17 protein-coding genes and 1 pseudogene are annotated in these 16,631 nt (G+C 35.4%); 16 read left to right on the plus strand and 2 right to left on the minus strand.

All coding sequences use genetic code 11. The features are described from left to right. Positions 1–19 precede the first annotated feature (19 nt). Positions 20–1,208: pseudogene (locus AC4BBR_RS03760) on the plus strand (IS110 family RNA-guided transposase). Positions 1,209–1,546: 338 nt separating this feature from the next. Here AC4BBR_RS03760 and AC4BBR_RS03765 read toward each other — a convergent pair. Continuing rightward, on the minus strand, positions 1,547–2,785 hold the full coding sequence (locus tag AC4BBR_RS03765) for an aminopeptidase (protein WP_490461233.1): 1,239 nt from the start codon (positions 2,783–2,785) through the stop codon (positions 1,547–1,549). Positions 2,786–3,039: 254 nt separating this feature from the next. Here AC4BBR_RS03765 and AC4BBR_RS03770 point away from each other — a divergent pair, with 254 nt between their 5' ends. Further along, the gene (locus AC4BBR_RS03770; RefSeq protein ID WP_490461234.1) at positions 3,040–3,612 is read left to right on the plus strand and encodes a TetR/AcrR family transcriptional regulator; all 573 of its coding nucleotides are present in this window, start codon (positions 3,040–3,042) and stop codon (positions 3,610–3,612) included. Between the two features lie 74 nt (positions 3,613–3,686). On the opposite strand, the gene AC4BBR_RS03775 is transcribed toward AC4BBR_RS03770, so the two are convergent. Further along, positions 3,687–4,130, minus strand: coding sequence for a flavodoxin (locus AC4BBR_RS03775; protein WP_490461235.1), 444 nt, complete (start codon positions 4,128–4,130; stop codon positions 3,687–3,689). Positions 4,131–4,525: 395 nt separating this feature from the next. Between AC4BBR_RS03775 and map the strand changes: the two genes are divergently transcribed. From map to AC4BBR_RS03845, 14 genes are all read left to right on the plus strand, one after another. Further along, positions 4,526–5,290, plus strand: a complete 765-nt coding sequence (gene map / locus AC4BBR_RS03780; protein ID WP_490461236.1) for a type I methionyl aminopeptidase — start codon at positions 4,526–4,528, stop codon at positions 5,288–5,290. A 20-nt stretch (positions 5,291–5,310) separates the two neighbouring features. Next, positions 5,311–6,225: a YihY/virulence factor BrkB family protein gene (locus tag AC4BBR_RS03785; protein ID WP_490461237.1), complete on the plus strand. Its 915-nt coding sequence runs from the start codon at positions 5,311–5,313 to the stop codon at positions 6,223–6,225. A 131-nt stretch (positions 6,226–6,356) separates the two neighbouring features. Further along, entirely contained in the window at positions 6,357–7,493 is a 1,137-nt protein-coding gene (locus AC4BBR_RS03790; RefSeq protein WP_490461238.1) for a glycosyltransferase family 4 protein, read from the plus strand. Between the two features lie 207 nt (positions 7,494–7,700). Continuing rightward, positions 7,701–8,483 (plus strand): glycosyltransferase family 2 protein, encoded by a 783-nt coding sequence (locus AC4BBR_RS03795; RefSeq protein WP_490461239.1) that lies wholly within the window; start codon positions 7,701–7,703, stop codon positions 8,481–8,483. Beyond that, positions 8,483–9,316, plus strand: a complete 834-nt coding sequence (locus tag AC4BBR_RS03800) for a glycosyltransferase (protein ID WP_490461240.1) — start codon at positions 8,483–8,485, stop codon at positions 9,314–9,316. The genes AC4BBR_RS03795 and AC4BBR_RS03800 overlap by 1 nt, the downstream gene beginning before the upstream one ends. Continuing rightward, complete coding sequence (locus tag AC4BBR_RS03805) at positions 9,317–10,030, plus strand: glycosyltransferase family 2 protein (protein ID WP_490461241.1); 714 nt, start codon at positions 9,317–9,319, stop codon at positions 10,028–10,030. It begins immediately after the preceding gene. Between the two features lie 129 nt (positions 10,031–10,159). Further along, positions 10,160–11,029 (plus strand): glucose-1-phosphate thymidylyltransferase RfbA, encoded by an 870-nt coding sequence (gene rfbA / locus AC4BBR_RS03810; protein ID WP_490461242.1) that lies wholly within the window; start codon positions 10,160–10,162, stop codon positions 11,027–11,029. A 13-nt stretch (positions 11,030–11,042) separates the two neighbouring features. Beyond that, the gene (rfbC, locus tag AC4BBR_RS03815) at positions 11,043–11,615 is read left to right on the plus strand and encodes a dTDP-4-dehydrorhamnose 3,5-epimerase (protein WP_490461243.1); all 573 of its coding nucleotides are present in this window, start codon (positions 11,043–11,045) and stop codon (positions 11,613–11,615) included. Between the two features lie 24 nt (positions 11,616–11,639). Then, positions 11,640–12,668 (plus strand): dTDP-glucose 4,6-dehydratase, encoded by a 1,029-nt coding sequence (rfbB, locus tag AC4BBR_RS03820; protein ID WP_490461244.1) that lies wholly within the window; start codon positions 11,640–11,642, stop codon positions 12,666–12,668. Positions 12,669–12,940: 272 nt separating this feature from the next. After that, positions 12,941–13,783, plus strand: coding sequence for a dTDP-4-dehydrorhamnose reductase (gene rfbD, locus AC4BBR_RS03825; protein WP_490461245.1), 843 nt, complete (start codon positions 12,941–12,943; stop codon positions 13,781–13,783). Positions 13,784–14,267: 484 nt separating this feature from the next. Further along, complete coding sequence (locus tag AC4BBR_RS03830; protein WP_490461246.1) at positions 14,268–14,996, plus strand: glycosyltransferase family 2 protein; 729 nt, start codon at positions 14,268–14,270, stop codon at positions 14,994–14,996. Continuing rightward, positions 14,996–15,337, plus strand: coding sequence for a DUF2304 domain-containing protein (locus AC4BBR_RS03835; protein ID WP_490461247.1), 342 nt, complete (start codon positions 14,996–14,998; stop codon positions 15,335–15,337). The genes AC4BBR_RS03830 and AC4BBR_RS03835 overlap by 1 nt, the downstream gene beginning before the upstream one ends. Next, positions 15,337–15,681 carry a hypothetical protein gene (locus tag AC4BBR_RS03840; RefSeq protein ID WP_490461248.1) on the plus strand — a complete coding sequence of 115 codons (345 nt, stop codon included), beginning with the start codon at positions 15,337–15,339 and terminating at the stop codon, positions 15,679–15,681. Before AC4BBR_RS03835 ends, AC4BBR_RS03840 begins: the two co-directional genes overlap by 1 nt. Positions 15,682–15,832: 151 nt before the next feature. Further along, positions 15,833–16,627 carry an ABC transporter permease gene (locus AC4BBR_RS03845; protein WP_490461249.1) on the plus strand — a complete coding sequence of 265 codons (795 nt, stop codon included), beginning with the start codon at positions 15,833–15,835 and terminating at the stop codon, positions 16,625–16,627. Positions 16,628–16,631 lie beyond the last annotated feature (4 nt).

Here is a 16,631-nt window from a genome sequence, read left to right on the forward strand (position 1 = left end):
AAAGAAAGAAGATGAAAATATGGCTTATGTACTTGCGTTAGATGTTTCTATGGGAAAAAGCTATAAAGTGCTTTATTTGGATGATCTTTGCCTTTCCGAGGGAGAGATTCTTCATACAAAATCAGGGTTTAATGCGTTACTTCAAGAAATCCGGCCCCTGCCTGAAACACCAAGTATTGTGTTTGAATCAACTGGCGTTTACTCAAAAGTAATCGAAACTTTTTGCCAAAATAACCACTTAGCTTATTGCCTATTGAATCCTTTAGAGGCAAAAAAAGCTAGACAGTGGTCTGCATGTGCTTAAAACAGATAAACAAGATGCCTATCGTCTTGCGCAAACTCACTGGCAATATGAACGGAAAATCAAGAGACATCAGTCAACCATTTATGAAGAATCTCATGATTTAGCCCGCTTTTATCAAGAGTTAGAAGCTGAAATCAAGAGACTAAGAATGTACTTACACACGGCTCTTCAGCTTAGTTTTCCAGAGTTCTAGTCGGGTATCAAAATTATCTCTAAACATTATTGAACGATTTCCTCATCCAGACTATCTAGCTGGATTGAGCCAGACACAGGTAAAAAATAGGTTGAAAAAGAGGACAGATAAAAAAATCTCCGATAAAAAAGCTTTAGAAAAAAAACAACAGCTCCTTTTATTGGCTTCTAATTCCTATCCAGCAGCCACGAAAACAAGTATTCAAGTACAAAAGGTTCCCACCAGTTAAAAGAGCTTATTCAATCAAAGGAAACCTTGCCTAAGCAGCTTATTGAACAAACCAAACCATTATCTGAGTTCGAACTTTACCAACGTGTTCCAGACATTGGTGAAGTATTTGCCGCTTTAATGATTGGTGAAATTGGCGATATTCGCCGATTTGAAAATCATAAGAAAGTGAATGCCTTTGTGGGAATTGATACCCGTAGGTATCAATCGGGTAAATACCTTGCCCAAGATCATATGAATAAACGAGGAAATCCTAAAGCTCGGAAAATTCTGTATTTTTCCGTAAAAAATATGATCCGCCAACAATCCGCCGCTTCGAATCACATTGTCGATTACTATTACAAGTTAAAAACGCAACCTATACCCAAAAAGGATAAGGTTGCGACCATAGCTTGTATGAACAAACTACTAAAGTGCCTCTATTCTATGGTTGAGAACGAGACAAAGTACGACTATGCGTACACGGCCTCTAAGGGCCAATAAGGCAATGCCTTATGAGTTGATTATAACACCCTGATTGAAAAAAGACATAATCATCAGGGGTATTTATTGTGGACTTTATTCTAAAATACTCTCTTTGTTTACAAACGATTAAAAGACCTTTCATTCTTTCTTTACTTTCTACTTGACTAATCGTAGGAATGAGCGTGGGACAAAACTGATCTTTAGTTTTGTCCCACGCTCTAAATCCGAATAAACGGCGAGAAAAAAGCAGCGACTACGCTTCGCTCTGATCACATCCAATTCTAAGTGCTAAAGCACTAAGTTTTGAAGGCTTCGGAAATAAGCTAAACGCTTTTGTCTCGGCCTCTTTTTTTATATTATGCCCAATCACCATTACGGAAAATCGGAACATGTGTGCCATCTTCTTTAATGCCATCAATATCCATTTTGTCTGAACCAACCATGAAATCTACATGAGTATGACTTCGGTTTAGACCCGCCTCTTTTAATTCTTCCTCGCTCATCTCTGTTCCACCTTGTAGGTTAAATGCATATGCTGAACCAAAAGCTAAATGATTTGAAGCATTTTCGTCAAATAAAGTATTGTAGAAAATGATTCCTGATTGAGAAATTGGTGATGGATCTGGAACTAAAGCTACTTCGCCTAAATGACGTGCGCCTTCGTCTGTTTCAAGTAACTTAGCCAATACTTCTTCACCTTGTTCGGCAGAAAAATCAATGACTTTACCGTCTTTAAATGTAAATTTCATGCCAGAAATCGTTGTTCCAGCATAACTTAATGGTTTAGTACTAGAAACAATGCCATCAACATGACGGCTATCTGGAGCAGTGAAAACTTCTTCTGTCGGCATATTAGCCATGAATTTTTCACCACGAACATTATCGCTGCCCGCACCTTCCCATAAATGATTTTTCGGCAAGCCAATTACTAAGTCTGTACCTGGTGCTGTGTAGTGCAATGCTTTAAATTGTTCTTTATTCAATTCTTCGGCTTTTGTGGCTAATTTATTGTCATGAACTTTCCACGCAGTAATTGGGTCTGCTTCGTAAACACGAGTTGTTTTAAAAATTTCATCCCAAAGAGAATCAACTTGCTGTTCACTATTTTTTAAGTCTGGGAAAACTTTAGCTGCCCATTCTTTTCCTGCAGCGGCTACAACAGTCCAGCTGACTTTATTTGCTTGTGTTGCTTTTCTTAAGTTGACTAAAGCTTTACCAGTAGCTGACTGAAAGGTAGCGACTCGGTCAGTATCAACGCCAGTAAGTGCATCAGGATTAGCTGAGACAACACTAATTCGGCTAGCACCTTTATTGACCCAGTCATCTGTTTGATCTATTTTATATTGAGGAATAGTTTCTAAATATTTTTCATCTGCATGGAGTAAAAATTCGCGTTGAATGACATCATCCGTCCATTGAATAATTACTTCACCTGCACCTAAGTTATAAGCTTCTTCTGTAATTAGCCGAGCTAATGGTGCTTGATCGACACTAATTTGTAAAACGATGCTTTGTCCTTTTTGAACATTAACACCAGTCTCAACAATTAATCGAGCGTATTTTTTTAAAGTTTCATTAAAATTTGGTAATGTCATAGAATAACCTCCTAGTTTTCATTCGTGTAACCGACAATATCATAACATGTACAGAGTGCGAACTCAAACAATCTAGTAGTGCTAGTTTCTTATTTAATTGTAGGGAAAAACTCTTGAAAGCCCTGTGTAATCGAATAAATAAAATAATATAAATCGAAGGACTAGTATTTTGCAGAATAGATAAATCGTGTTACAATAACTGTGGTATTTATATGGAAGCGTTATAGAGGATAGGTAGAGGGGATTGAAAGATTATGGCAAGAAAAAAAACAATTACTAAAGATCAGATTTTAAATGCTGCATACGAAGTAGTGGCCACTGAGGGCTTTTCGAAATTCACCGCACGAAACATTGCAACCAAAATGAAATGCTCGACACAACCTATTTACTTAGAATTCAAAAATATGGAAGATTTAAAAGAAGAATTATTTGAAAAGATTCATCAATATTTGGCAAAAGAAGTATTTCCTGTGCCGCATACTGATAATAAGATTGTGGATATGGCTTTAAATTATATTCACTTTGCTAAAAACGAAAGTAAATTATATCGTGCGCTCTATTTAGAAGAATATGGTGGCGGAAAAAGAATGCAGGAATTCTCATATAGTCACTTTTCAGATGCAGTTAAGAAAGATCCTGATTATGAGAAATTAAGTGATACAGAAATCGATTCTCTTCATATTGGGACATGGATTGTCGCTACTGGAATTGCAGCATTGATGACTTCTGGCATCATTCATCCAAATGATCAACAAATTGAACGTTTGATGAGAGATGCGATTGACCAGATATTAGAGCGGGATACGCCGATTGATATTGATAATTAAAATTAACTAAAGATAGGAGACAGGAAAAAAACGCAACGAGTTTTTCTCCTGTCTCCGTTTGTTGATTCCAATAATTATTTTGCAGTTTCTGCTAATTTTTTAGCAAAGGCTTCAAGAGTTTGAATATCTTCTTCTTCAGCAGCGAGATCAACTTTTACGCTATCCGCTCCCTTAGTAGCACCGATTTTTGTGAAAACAGCATCAAAGTCATCTACTGATTTACAAAATTCATCGTAAAAAGTATCACCGGAGCCACAGACACCATAAATCTTTCCAGAAAGATTGATTTCTTGTAATTCTTCATAAAAATCCACTATTTCATCGGGTAGTTCACCATCACCATACGTATATGTTGCTAAAACGCATATATCCGCATCTTCAAAATCTTCGGGATCAACTTGCGTACACTCATTGATTTCAACTTCAATATTTAAATTTTCAAAAGCTTCAGCAACGATATCCGCAATTTCTTCTGTATTTCCAGTCATGCTTGCGTAAACGATTTTAGCTAGGGTCATTCTATTTCCTCCTTCAAATAATACAACCTTGATTATATCAGAAAAATGAAGATTGTGTAAATTACAAAATTGAGAAGTTGCTTCTATAGCAGTGTTTTCAAGAGGTAAGAGAGTGAAAAAGGAATGAGAATTATTTTTAACAACTATTTTTCAGTGAAATTTTCATAAAATATGATAAAATACTCTTATATAAAGATTATCTAGCTCCACGGGCTAGTCATTACGCTTTGCTTCGATCTCATCAATTCCTAAGAACTAAAGCTCTAAGGATTGAAGGTTTCGGGAAAAAGATAAAAAATAATTGTGGTAAAGAGCACCACATTTATTTTTTCCTATTTTCCTATCAAGGTTGACCAAGCTCTTTCAGCTTTTAAATTTTAGGAGGACGATATTAAATGATTACACTAAAATCACCAAGAGAAATTGAAATGATGGATGAATCTGGGGAATTACTGGCAGATGTTCATCGTCATTTACGTTCTTTTATCAAGCCAGGTGTTACGAGCTGGGATATTGAAGTATTCGTAAGAGACTTTATCGAAAGCCACGGCGGAATTGCCGCTCAAATTGGGTTTGAAGACTATAAATATGCAACATGTTGCAGTATCAATGATGAAATTTGCCATGGGTTTCCTCGGAAAAAACCATTAAAAGATGGTGATTTAATCAAAGTAGACATGTGCATTGATTTAAAAGGTGCTGTATCAGATTCTTGCTGGGCTTATGTGGTAGGCAAATCAACGCCAGAATTAGACCATTTAATGACAGTGACGAAAAAAGCATTGTATCTAGGAATCGAGCAAGCGCAAGTTGGGAATCGTATTGGAGACATCGGACATGCTATTCAAACATATGTTGAAAGTGAAAACTTATCTGTCGTAAGAGATTTTGTAGGACACGGCATTGGTCCAACGATCCATGAAAGCCCAGTTATTCCTCATTATGGCGAACCAGGCAAAGGGTTACGCTTAAAAGAAGGAATGGTCATTACGATCGAACCTATGGTTAACACAGGAACTTGGCGTATGAAAATGGATCCAAATGGTTGGACCGCTTATACTTTAGATGGGGGTATTAGTTGTCAATTTGAACATACATTGGCTATTACAAAAGACGGGCCGAAAATTTTAACTTCTCAGGGAGAAGAAGGAACATACTAACTCAATTAGAGGAGAATTTTATGAAATTGGTGGACAAAGTAAAAAACAATGAAAAATTAATGCGTTTCATTGATACAACACAACGCCGTATGATTGATTCAGATATTGGAAATACGTCAGTCGTGGTGGCTTACTATTTACTATTGTCCCTCTTTCCTTTATTAATTGCGGTGGGAAATCTTTTGCCGTACTTACATATCGATCCAGACGAAGTATTGCCATACATAGCTGAAGCGATTCCTAAAGCAATTTTTGACGACTTGAAACCAGCGATCCAATCCTTGTTGACTCAACGATCTGGTGGCTTGCTGTCGATTTCTGCATTAGCTGCTTTATGGAGTGCTAGTCAAAGTATCAATGCACTACAAACAGCTATGAACAAAGCGTTTGGCGTCGAGCCACGCAAAAATTTCATTATTGTTCGTATTATGTCTTTGCTTGTGATTTTGTTGTTTATGACTGCAATTGTCGGTGTTGTTGGTGTTTTAGGGTTAGGTAAATCGATTTTAGATTTGCTACAGCCAATTTTCCACTTTTCAACTGACTTTATTGATACCTTTCAAACCTTGAAATGGCCGATCACGACATTGGTCTTACTCATTATTATGTGTTTGATCTATCGTGTTGTTCCTAATGCGAAATTGACGTTCCGTTCAATCATGCCAGGTGCAGTGTTTGCAACAGTGGGTTGGATGCTATTATCACAAGCTTTTGGATTGTATATTAAGTATTTCAGTTCAAAAATCTCTAGTTATCAAATCATAGGAAGTTTCATTATATTGATGCTATGGTTGAATTTAGCTGCAACAATCATTATTTTAGGCGGGATTATCAATGCGGTTGTTAAAGAATATATGTCGAATGAAAAGATTCAGCACCGTTATGGTTTGATCAATCGCCTGGTAGATAAAATAAAAGAAAAATTCAAGAAGTAGACCGAATGCTATGGATTCAAATAGACAAGTAAGTATTTTGACTTTTTAAATGGTGAAAACACTTGTTCCAACTTGTAAATGTGGAATGATTCGGTATAATATACGATGTACATTAAGAAAGTAGGTTCATCATGTCGATGTTTATTTATGAAATTGTTATCCGTCTATTTCTGACGTTTATTTTATCATTGATTACAACGCCGATCGTTAAATTATTGGCGTTTAGAATAGGCGCTTATGATGCGCCAGGTGAAAGAAGAGTAAATACAAAAAACATGCCTACGGCTGGCGGATTGAGTATTTATTTTGTCTTTGCTTTTTCGTGTCTGGTTATGTTCCAATCAATTATACCATTGGACTACATATGGCCGATTATATTTGGGGCAGGAATTGTTGTTGCAACAGGATTGCTCGATGATATTTATGAATTGTCGCCAAAGAAAAAAACGCTAGGTATTTTACTTGCTGCATTAGTCATTTATTTTGTAGCAGAAATTCGAATCGATGTTGTGACGTTACCGTTTTTCGGCCATATTGATTTACGTTGGTTTAGTTTACCGTTGACTTTGTTTTGGATATTGGCTATTACAAATGCGGTCAATTTGATCGATGGTTTGGATGGATTAGCTTCCGGGGTTTCAATTATTAGTTTAACGACGATCGGTGTAATTGGGTATTTTTTCCTTCATGCGAAAACTGTCTTTATTCCAATTGTGATCTTTGTTTTGGTCGCTAGTATCGCAGGATTTTTTCCATATAACTTTTATCCAGCTAAGATTTTCTTAGGAGATACTGGGGCCTTGTTTTTGGGTTTTATGATCGCTGTTATGTCATTACAAGGATTGAAGAATGCCACGTTTATTACGGTAATCACCCCGATGATTATCTTAGGTGTTCCGATTACTGATACTGTGTATGCGATTATTCGTCGATTGATGAATAAGCGACCGATTTCTTCTGCTGACAAAATGCATTTACATCATCGTTTGCTTTCACTTGGGTTCACTCACAAAGGTGCTGTGATGACGATTTACGGATTAGCTTTGGTCTTTTCATTTGTTGCGTTGCTGTTTAGCTACGCTAGTAATGTGGCATCGATTCTGCTGATTGTTTTTAGTGCGATTGGATTAGAGTTGTTTATTGAAATGATCGGATTAGTCGGTGAAAATCATCAACCGTTGATGTATATTTTACGCATGTTTGGAAACCGTGAATTTCGTCACCAGCAATTAGAAAAAAAATTAGGTAAACATTCTAAAAAAAAGTAAATAATTCAAGAGAATCTTTGCGGGACTTTTCTGCTGTGTTATAATTTATTGATTGAGTAAAATGAGAGAGCGGGACAAAACTCAACAAGTTTTGCTCCGCTCTCCTAGAATTCAGTAAAATAATGAGTGAATAGGTGACAGTTGACATTTCTTATATAAGCAAAAGCTTCTACCAGATTGATCTTATTTTAAATGAGGTGCAAAAATATGAATGATAGAATAACGATTTCCATTGTTACTCACAATAGCCGTCATATTTTTGATGTGCTGGATAATTTAAAAATTGAATTAGGTCTAGAATCAAATTATGATATACATATATTTGACAATGCTTCCGAGCAACATTACATAGATCAACTTGAACGTTATGGTTCATTTATTTTCTTGCACAAATCTGAAGAAAATAGAGGTTTTGGTCATGGGCATAATCAGGTTCTGAAGACTGTTGATACGCGTTATGCTGTCATCTTTAATCCAGATGTTTTGATTACAAAAGAGGCGTTGGATAAAATGATTCGACGGATAAAGGAAGACGAACAGTTGGCCGCTGTTTGCCCTAAGGTATTAAACTCAGATGGAACAACGCAATATTTAGTGCGTCAAAAGCTAGATGTATTCGATTATATGCTGCGATTTGTTCCGTTTCAATCGATTAAAAACTTATTTGATAAGCGCTTAAGTTATTATGAATGTCGTGATTTACCAGATGACCGAACAACCTATATTAAAATGGGGTCAGGCTGTTTTATGGTGATTGATATCGATAAGTTTAAACAAATCGGTGGTTTTGATGAGCGATACTTCATGTATTTTGAAGATAATGATCTTTGTTTGAGTTTAGGAAAAGCAGGCTATAAAATTTTGTACTCCCCTTTTGAAACGGTGATTCATTTATATGAAAAAGGCGCACACAAAAATCAGAAATTATTTAAAATATTTTTACAGTCAATGATTAAATTTTTCAATAAATGGGGCTGGAGGTTTTTCTAGTGGAGAATAGGTTGGTTATTACACTCGTTTTATATCAGACTGAACTCTCAACAACACCCAGTTATGCTTACGTAAAAAGAATGATAATGGAAAAAAATACAATTTATCTATTTATTTATGATAACAGTCGAAAGAAACAGACTGATGAATTGTTTCAACTGGAAAATGTTTGTTATGTTCATGATGAGACGAATCCAGGATTGGCTAAAGCGTATAATGCTGGAGGTCAATATTTTATAGATATTCAAGGCGACTTAATGTTGCTGTTGGATCAAGACACTTTGCTTGATGAGGCGTACCTTGAAACGCTTCTAGAGTTGCACCTAGATAAAGAAATTGGCGCATACGTACCTATTGTCAGTTCTCATGGACGACAAATATCTCCAGTTTTTTCTGATAAATATGTTGGAGGTCAATCTGAATTGCCAAAAGCTGGCATTTATTCAGAAAGGTTGATGAGTATTAATTCTGGAACAGTGCTTCCTTTGAAAACAATAAACGATATTGGTCTATTTAACTTGGATTTCCCTTTGGATTTTTTAGATCATTGGCTTTTTTGGAAGATTCATCAACTAGATAAAAAAATCAATGTTTTAGATCATCATTTGGTACATGACTTATCTGTGCTAGACTATCGAACGATCAACAGTAAACGATATGAATCAATTATTAGCGGAGAAACGTTATTTTATAAGAAGTATGATCAAGATAAATTTTACAATCATAGAAGACGTTTACTTTTAAGAACGATCAAGCAATTTTTAAGGGTCAAAAACCGTAAAATTTGGCGGCGTACGTTTTTAGAGTATCGGTTATTAATGAAAGGAAAATAGATGATCTCAGTTTGTATTGCCACATATAATGGAGAAAAGTATTTAGAAGAACAGCTTGAAAGTATTTTACCCCAGATGGACCCTTGTGATGAGCTGATTATATCAGATGATGGGTCCAAAGATTCAACCTTAACTATCATCAAGCGATATACAGCACAAGATCAGCGGATAAAATTCTTTAAAGGACCGGGCAAAGGCGTGATTGCTAATTTTGAATTTGCGATCAATCAAAGTCAGGGTGAATTTATTTTTTTGGCAGATCAAGATGATGTTTGGCTGTCTGGAAAAGTCCAAACGACGTTAGATTTTTTTCAAGCGCATCCTAAAATAGATTTAGTGATCAGCGACTTAGTGATCGTGAATGAACATTTGGAAGTGATCGAGCCCTCGTATTTTGAGTATCGAAACGTGAAATTGGGTTTTCTTCATAATATTGTAAAAAATAAATATATCGGTGCTGGCATGGCTTTTCGTAGCAGACTTAAGTCGAGAATATTGCCAATTCCGGCTAAAGTTCCTATGCATGATATGTGGATTGGTTTGATTGCGGCGTATAGAAATAGAAGTGCACTGGTTCGACAAAAGCTGACATTGTATCGTAGACATAGCAATAATGCGAGTGAAATCAATACGAAAGCTAGTCTTTTTCAACAATTGAAATGGCGGTGTGCAATTAGTTATGTACTGTTCAAAAGAATATTTTTTGGTTCGTAGAAAACAGCTACTTTACAGTTTTGTAAAATATTCTTAAAATGAATGACAATCATAGCTAATAATGCAATAATAACAGGTAGTAATGTTAGTAAATAACAATAAAATAAATTAGTATAAGGAGTTTTTTTCATGAAAGGGATTATCTTAGCTGGAGGAAGTGGAACCAGACTTTATCCATTAACGAAAGCCACATCAAAACAATTAATGCCTGTCTATGACAAACCAATGATCTACTATCCAATGTCAACATTGATGTTAGCGGGTATCAAGGAAATTTTGATCATTTCGACACCTGATGATACACCTCGTTTTGAAAGCTTATTCGGCGATGGAAAAGATTTAGGTATTCACATTGAGTACGCGGTTCAAGAAAGTCCTGATGGTTTGGCGCAAGCATTTATTATTGGCGAAAAATTCATTGGCGATGACAGCGTATGTTTAGTTTTAGGTGATAATATTTATTATGGCGGTGGTTTATCTAATATGCTCCAGCGTGCAGCATCAAAAGAAAATGGAGCCACTGTTTTCGGTTATCATGTGAATGATCCTGAGCGGTTTGGTGTGGTTGAATTTGATAATCAGATGAAGGCTCTTTCAATCGAAGAAAAACCTGAGAATCCAAAATCGAATTATGCTGTTACTGGTCTGTATTTCTACGATAATGAAGTCATCGAAATTGCTAAAAATATTAAGCCATCTGATCGTGGAGAACTAGAAATCACAGATGTAAATAGGGTTTATTTAGAGAAAAATAAATTATCTGTTGAAGTGATGGGACGCGGATTTGCCTGGTTAGATACTGGAACCCATGAATCGCTTTTAGAAGCATCGACTTTTATTGAAACGATTGAGAAACGTCAAAATTTAAAAGTAGCTTGTTTGGAAGAAATTGCGTATCGAATGGACTATATCACAAATGAACAACTCATTGAACTAGCACAGCCATTAAAGAAAAATGGTTATGGGCAATATCTATTAAGATTGGCAGAAACAGACTAGGAGCGAATAGACAATGAAAGTTATTGACACAAAATTACAAGATGTGAAAATCATTGAGATGGACGTATTTGGCGATCACCGCGGCTTTTTTACTGAAAGCTATTCGAAAGAAAAATTTGCTGAACAAGGATTGGATTTTGATTTTGTACAAGACAATCATTCTCTTTCAAGCGAAGCGGGCGTATTACGTGGCTTGCATTTTCAAAAAGGGGAAGCCGCTCAAACAAAATTGATTCGTGTTGTAACAGGTGCAGTTTTAGATGTAATCGTCGATATCCGTAAAGGCAGCCCAACTTATGGTCAGTGGGAAGGGTATATTTTATCAGAACATAACCATCGTCAATTATTGGTGCCTAAAGGCTATGCTCATGGTTTTGTAACGCTGACACCAAATGTTAACTTTATGTATAAGTGTGATAATTACTATAATGCACCTGCAGATGGCGGGATTGCTTTTGATGATCCAGATCTAGCAATTGATTGGCCGATTGATATTCAAAAAGCAATTACGTCTGAAAAAGATAAAAATCACCCAACATTAAAAGAATTCGAATCAGAAAATCCTTTTGTTTATGGTGAAATCTAAAAAAATTTAGGAGCGATCTTGAAGATGAAAAACATCATTGTTACTGGTGGAGCTGGCTTCATCGGATCAAATTTTGTTCATTATGTAGTGAACAACCATCCAGAAGTTCATGTCACGGTATTAGATAAATTAACCTATGCAGGAAATAAAAAAAATCTTGAAGGACTACCATCAGATCGTGTTGAATTAGTCGTCGGCGATATTGCTGATGCTGAATTAGTTGATCGTTTAGTTCAAAAAACGGATGCAGTGGTTCATTACGCGGCAGAATCTCATAACGATAATTCGTTAAACGATCCATTTCCGTTTGTGCAAACAAATATTATCGGTACGTATACTTTAATTGAAGCATGCCGTAAACATGACGTACGTTATCATCATGTTTCAACAGATGAAGTTTATGGGGATCTACCATTGCGTGAAGATCTACCTGAACATGGTGAAGGCAAAGGTGAAAAATTCACTGCTGAAACACCTTATAATCCATCTAGTCCGTATTCTTCAACAAAAGCAGGTTCAGACTTGTTAGTAAAAGCTTGGGGACGTTCGTTTGGACTAAAAGCAACAATTTCTAACTGTTCCAATAATTATGGACCTTACCAACATATTGAAAAATTTATTCCACGCCAAATTACTAATGTATTAAGTGGGATCACGCCCAAACTATACGGTGCTGGTAAAAATGTTCGCGACTGGATTCATACAAATGACCACTCTTCGGCTGTTTGGACGATTTTAATGAAAGGTAAGCTTGGTGAAACTTACTTAATCGGGGCAGACGGGGAAGAAGATAACAAAGCCGTAATGGAATTGATTTTAGAATTAATGGGGCAACCAAAAGATGCGTATGAACATGTGAATGATCGTCCTGGGCACGATCTACGTTATGCGATCGATTCTTCAAAATTACGTGAAGAATTAGGATGGACGCCAGAATTCACTAATTTTCGTGATGGTTTAGCAGATACTATTAAATGGTATACAGAAAATTCAGGATGGTGGGAAGCAGACAAAGCTGCAGTAGAAGCCAATTATGCCAAAAACGGTCAATAAATCGATATCCTAATTTCGAAGATATCTTACATCAAATTTTAACCGAATATGATTAAAATAATGAGTTGTTGAGCGTGGAACAAAACTAATAAATGGTTTTGCTCCACGCTCTAAATACGAATCGAAGGCTAGGCAGAAAAAATAGTCACTTCTTTTTTTAACAATAATCTCTGTCTTAGCTTCTTTTTCTATTATCTTGCTATTCGGGCCAATTTTTCTACTAAGACTGAATGAGCCCGCTACATTTTCAAATTTACGAGGAGGAAATAAGAATGATACTTTTAACTGGCGGTAATGGGCAACTAGGTACAGAGCTACGTCATTTGTTAGACGAGCAAAAATTGGACTATGTTTCTACTGACTCAAAAGAATTAGACATCACAGATGCAAAGAAGACAATGGCTTATATCACGAATTTAAAGCCTGAAGTGATTTATCACTGTGCAGCTTATACCGCTGTAGATAAAGCAGAAGATGAAGGCAAAGAATTAGATGAGAAAATCAATGTAGAGGGTACTCGTAATGTAGCTATTGCTGCTAAAGCTGTGGATGCCACCTTGGTTTATATCAGCACAGATTATGTATTTGACGGGACTAAAAAAGAAGCTATGTATAAAACTAAAGATCAAACAAATCCTCAAAACGAATATGGACGCACAAAATTATTAGGTGAGCAAATCGTTCAAGAGGTCATGGGAAAATATTACATTATTCGTACTTCTTGGGTATTTGGCCAATACGGTCATAATTTTGTTTTCACGATGCAAAAATTGGCTGAGACACGCGATCAGTTGACGGTCGTTGATGATCAATTTGGTCGTCCGACTTGGACAAGGACATTAGCTGAATTTATGGTTTTTGTTATAAAAAAAGAGGCTCCATATGGCATTTATCATTTGTCGAATGACAATAGTTGTAGTTGGTATCAGTTTGCCAAAGAAATTTTGAAAAATACAGATGTGGAAGTCCTACCAGTGGATTCAAGCAAATTCCCACAAAAAGCGACGCGCCCTAAGTATTCTGTAATGGATCTTACTAAGACTAAGGAGCTAGGATTTGAAATTCCTGCTTGGGAAGAAGCGTTGGAAGAAATGTTGAACAGTATAAAAAAATAGGCAAACAGATCTAGTCACTTTTGAGGTTGTGATTTTAGCCGCATGGATTGTCTTGCTTTGGTAGTATTATTATACGACAGTTACACTAGCAAATAGACTTCTTTAAAAAGATCCAACCTAACAATTGAAATTTATGGTATACAATGTTTCAACGGTGAATACGTTGATGTTTTCTGGGATAGTAGATTCAATCAGAAAGTCCCTGAATTGTTTATTTTTAACTGGTTTTCTTATGGAGCACCGCCTGTTGGATTAGCAACTGTAGAAGGTGTATAAGGAAGGTATTATATTGGATTACTTATTTTGTTAATAGTTTGAAACTCCGTTATCTTCAAACTTAAGTGAGCAAAAAAGAGTTAATGAAAAATCAGAATAAGCACAGAATATTTGGGTTTTATCTATAGCAACGTATTTTCTATTGACAATGATATTACTTACTTTAGGAAATTATTATAGAGGCTAATTATAAAAGGAGTAAAATGAATTGAAAATATTATTGATTATACCTGCATACAATGAAGAAGCAAATATTTTAAATACAATAATGTCTATTGAAAATTTTAAAAAAGAGAAGAAACATAATTGCTCTTATATTATTGATTATATAGTAATTAATGATGGTTCAACTGATAACACTCAATCGATTATAGAAAAAAATGAAATTAATGCGGTTCAATTGATCATGAATTTGGGGATCGGTGGAGCTGTCCAAACAGGATATAGATATGCAAAAGAAAATGACTACGATATTGCTATTCAGTTTGATGGGGATGGTCAACACGACATTAATAGTCTAGATAGTGTAATATGGCCGATAATAAAAAAAGAAGCTGATTTTGTGATTGGTTCAAGATTTTTACCAAATCAAAAGGCTACCTTTCAAACAACCTTTATGCGACGTGTAGGAATCAAAATACTTTCTTTTCTGATTTATCTATCGTCAGGTAAAAAAATTTATGATGTAACTTCGGGCTATCGTGCTTGCAATAAAGAAATTATCGCCTATTTTTCAAAAAAATATCCGACAAGTTATCCTGAACCAGAATCAACGGTACATTTATTAAAAAAGAAATTCAGAATCAAGGAAGTTTCTGTTAATATGATGGAGCGAACTGGCGGAAAGTCCTCTATCCGTGCCTTTACCTCAGTTAAGTACATGTTTGAAGTGAGCATTGCAATTATTGTTTCAGGTTTTATGAGGGAGAGAGATTGATGAGTCCAATTTTAAGAATAGAAATGCTGATTTTTTCCTTGCTCTTTTTTGTTTATATTATTCGTTCAATTAATAAAAATATTTTCTTATTAAAAAATGCGGTCAGATGGCTGTTTATATCTGCGAGCTTGGTTATTTTTGCTATTTTTCCTAAACTACCAGAATGGTTAAGTAAATTGTTAGGATTCGAAACAACTTCTAATTTTTTATTGATCGCAGCAATCTTTGTTTTGCTATTTATTGAAATTAAGAATTCCGCTTTGCTATCAAAACAGCAAAATCAAATAAAACTGTTAATCCAAGAACTTTCAATAATGAAAGATAAAAAGGAGAAAAAATAATGCTGTTATTCTTACTATATGTCGTTTTATCTACTTCAGGTTTGATTTTAGTGAAGTTAGGTTCGCAAGCCAATTCAATTCAAATCACAAATGCTGTTTTTTCCTTTTCAATGTCTTTTACAACAATTGTAGGATTTTTGTGCTACATGTTTAGTTTTGTTTTGTGGATGGTCATTATTAGTAAATCTGAAGTGTCCTATATTGTTCCTATGGGTGTTGCATTTACAAATATTGCAGTGTTAATCGGTTCTAAGCTTATTTTACAAGAACAGGTTTCACTGGGTACAGTTATTGGAACATGCGTGATTATTTTAGGGATTGTTATTATCCAAGTTGCTAAATAAAAAGCCTTTAAAATCAATAATCATTGCTTAAATCTTAAGAAAATACTTACATAACTTGAAAAAAGTGCGCATATTCTTTAAACTAGTAATGTTATACAGCTTATTTTAGTAAAAATATAAAAGCGATGGGAATAGGAAAGGAAACAAGTCAATGATACGAGAAACACTATCCATTTTTAAAAATATTTTTGAAAATAGAAAACTGTTAGTACAGTTTTCATTCAACGATTTTAAATCAAAATATGCAGGTTCTGCACTGGGGATCGTCTGGGCATTTATTACGCCTTTAGTTACTGTGTTGACCTATTGGTTTGTTTTTTCGCAAATACGACCTCAAGGAGCTAACGAGGAATTTCCGTTCATTGTTTATCTCGTTACGGGCTTGATTCCATGGTTCTTTTTCTCGGACTCATTGTTGTCTGCAACCAACGTTTTTAGAGAGTACAGCTATCTTGTAAAAAAAGTAGTTTTTAACGTACAGATTTTGCCTACATCAAAAATTTTATCAAGCTTATATACACATCTATTTTTTATTGTGATTGGTTTTGGTATTACTTCTATGAGTGGTATTTATCCGACATTACAAGCGGTACAGTTGATTTATTACCTATTCTGTCTGATTATTTTTTTGACCGGTGTAACGTGGCTGACAGCTTCTACCCAACCGTTTTTACCAGATATCATGCAATTTATCAACGTAGCAATGCAAACAATTATGTGGACACTTCCGATTTTATGGCAACCTTCTGGATGGATCGAAAAAGTTCTGAAATTGAATCCCCTATATTACATTATTCAAGGGTATCGTGATTCGTTTACAGGTGGTGCTTGGTTTTGGGAACATTGGCAATATGGCCTGTACTTCTGGGGGTGTACAATCGTTCTTTTATTAATTGGATCTACGGTCTTTAGACGTTTGAAACCACATTTTTCAGATGTATTATAAAGTA

This window comes from Enterococcus sp. AMC1251 (genome assembly GCF_058216535.1).

What these genes read in the sequence shown, in the direction of transcription:
- AC4BBR_RS03775 (WP_490461235.1), bottom strand. Translation starts at nt 4,130, where the DNA reads ATGACCCTAGCTAAAATCGTTTACGCAAGCATGACTGGAAATACAGAA.
- map (WP_490461236.1), top strand. Translation starts at nt 4,526, where the DNA reads ATGATTACACTAAAATCACCAAGAGAAATTGAAATGATGGATGAATCT.
- AC4BBR_RS03795 (WP_490461239.1), top strand. Translation starts at nt 7,701, where the DNA reads ATGAATGATAGAATAACGATTTCCATTGTTACTCACAATAGCCGTCAT.
- AC4BBR_RS03765 (WP_490461233.1), bottom strand. Translation starts at nt 2,785, where the DNA reads ATGACATTACCAAATTTTAATGAAACTTTAAAAAAATACGCTCGATTA.
- rfbA (WP_490461242.1), top strand. Translation starts at nt 10,160, where the DNA reads ATGAAAGGGATTATCTTAGCTGGAGGAAGTGGAACCAGACTTTATCCA.
- AC4BBR_RS03770 (WP_490461234.1), top strand. Translation starts at nt 3,040, where the DNA reads ATGGCAAGAAAAAAAACAATTACTAAAGATCAGATTTTAAATGCTGCA.
- rfbD (WP_490461245.1), top strand. Translation starts at nt 12,941, where the DNA reads ATGATACTTTTAACTGGCGGTAATGGGCAACTAGGTACAGAGCTACGT.
- AC4BBR_RS03785 (WP_490461237.1), top strand. Translation starts at nt 5,311, where the DNA reads ATGAAATTGGTGGACAAAGTAAAAAACAATGAAAAATTAATGCGTTTC.
- rfbB (WP_490461244.1), top strand. Translation starts at nt 11,640, where the DNA reads ATGAAAAACATCATTGTTACTGGTGGAGCTGGCTTCATCGGATCAAAT.
- AC4BBR_RS03805 (WP_490461241.1), top strand. Translation starts at nt 9,317, where the DNA reads ATGATCTCAGTTTGTATTGCCACATATAATGGAGAAAAGTATTTAGAA.
- AC4BBR_RS03790 (WP_490461238.1), top strand. Translation starts at nt 6,357, where the DNA reads ATGTCGATGTTTATTTATGAAATTGTTATCCGTCTATTTCTGACGTTT.
- AC4BBR_RS03845 (WP_490461249.1), top strand. Translation starts at nt 15,833, where the DNA reads ATGATACGAGAAACACTATCCATTTTTAAAAATATTTTTGAAAATAGA.
- rfbC (WP_490461243.1), top strand. Translation starts at nt 11,043, where the DNA reads ATGAAAGTTATTGACACAAAATTACAAGATGTGAAAATCATTGAGATG.
- AC4BBR_RS03840 (WP_490461248.1), top strand. Translation starts at nt 15,337, where the DNA reads ATGCTGTTATTCTTACTATATGTCGTTTTATCTACTTCAGGTTTGATT.
- AC4BBR_RS03835 (WP_490461247.1), top strand. Translation starts at nt 14,996, where the DNA reads ATGAGTCCAATTTTAAGAATAGAAATGCTGATTTTTTCCTTGCTCTTT.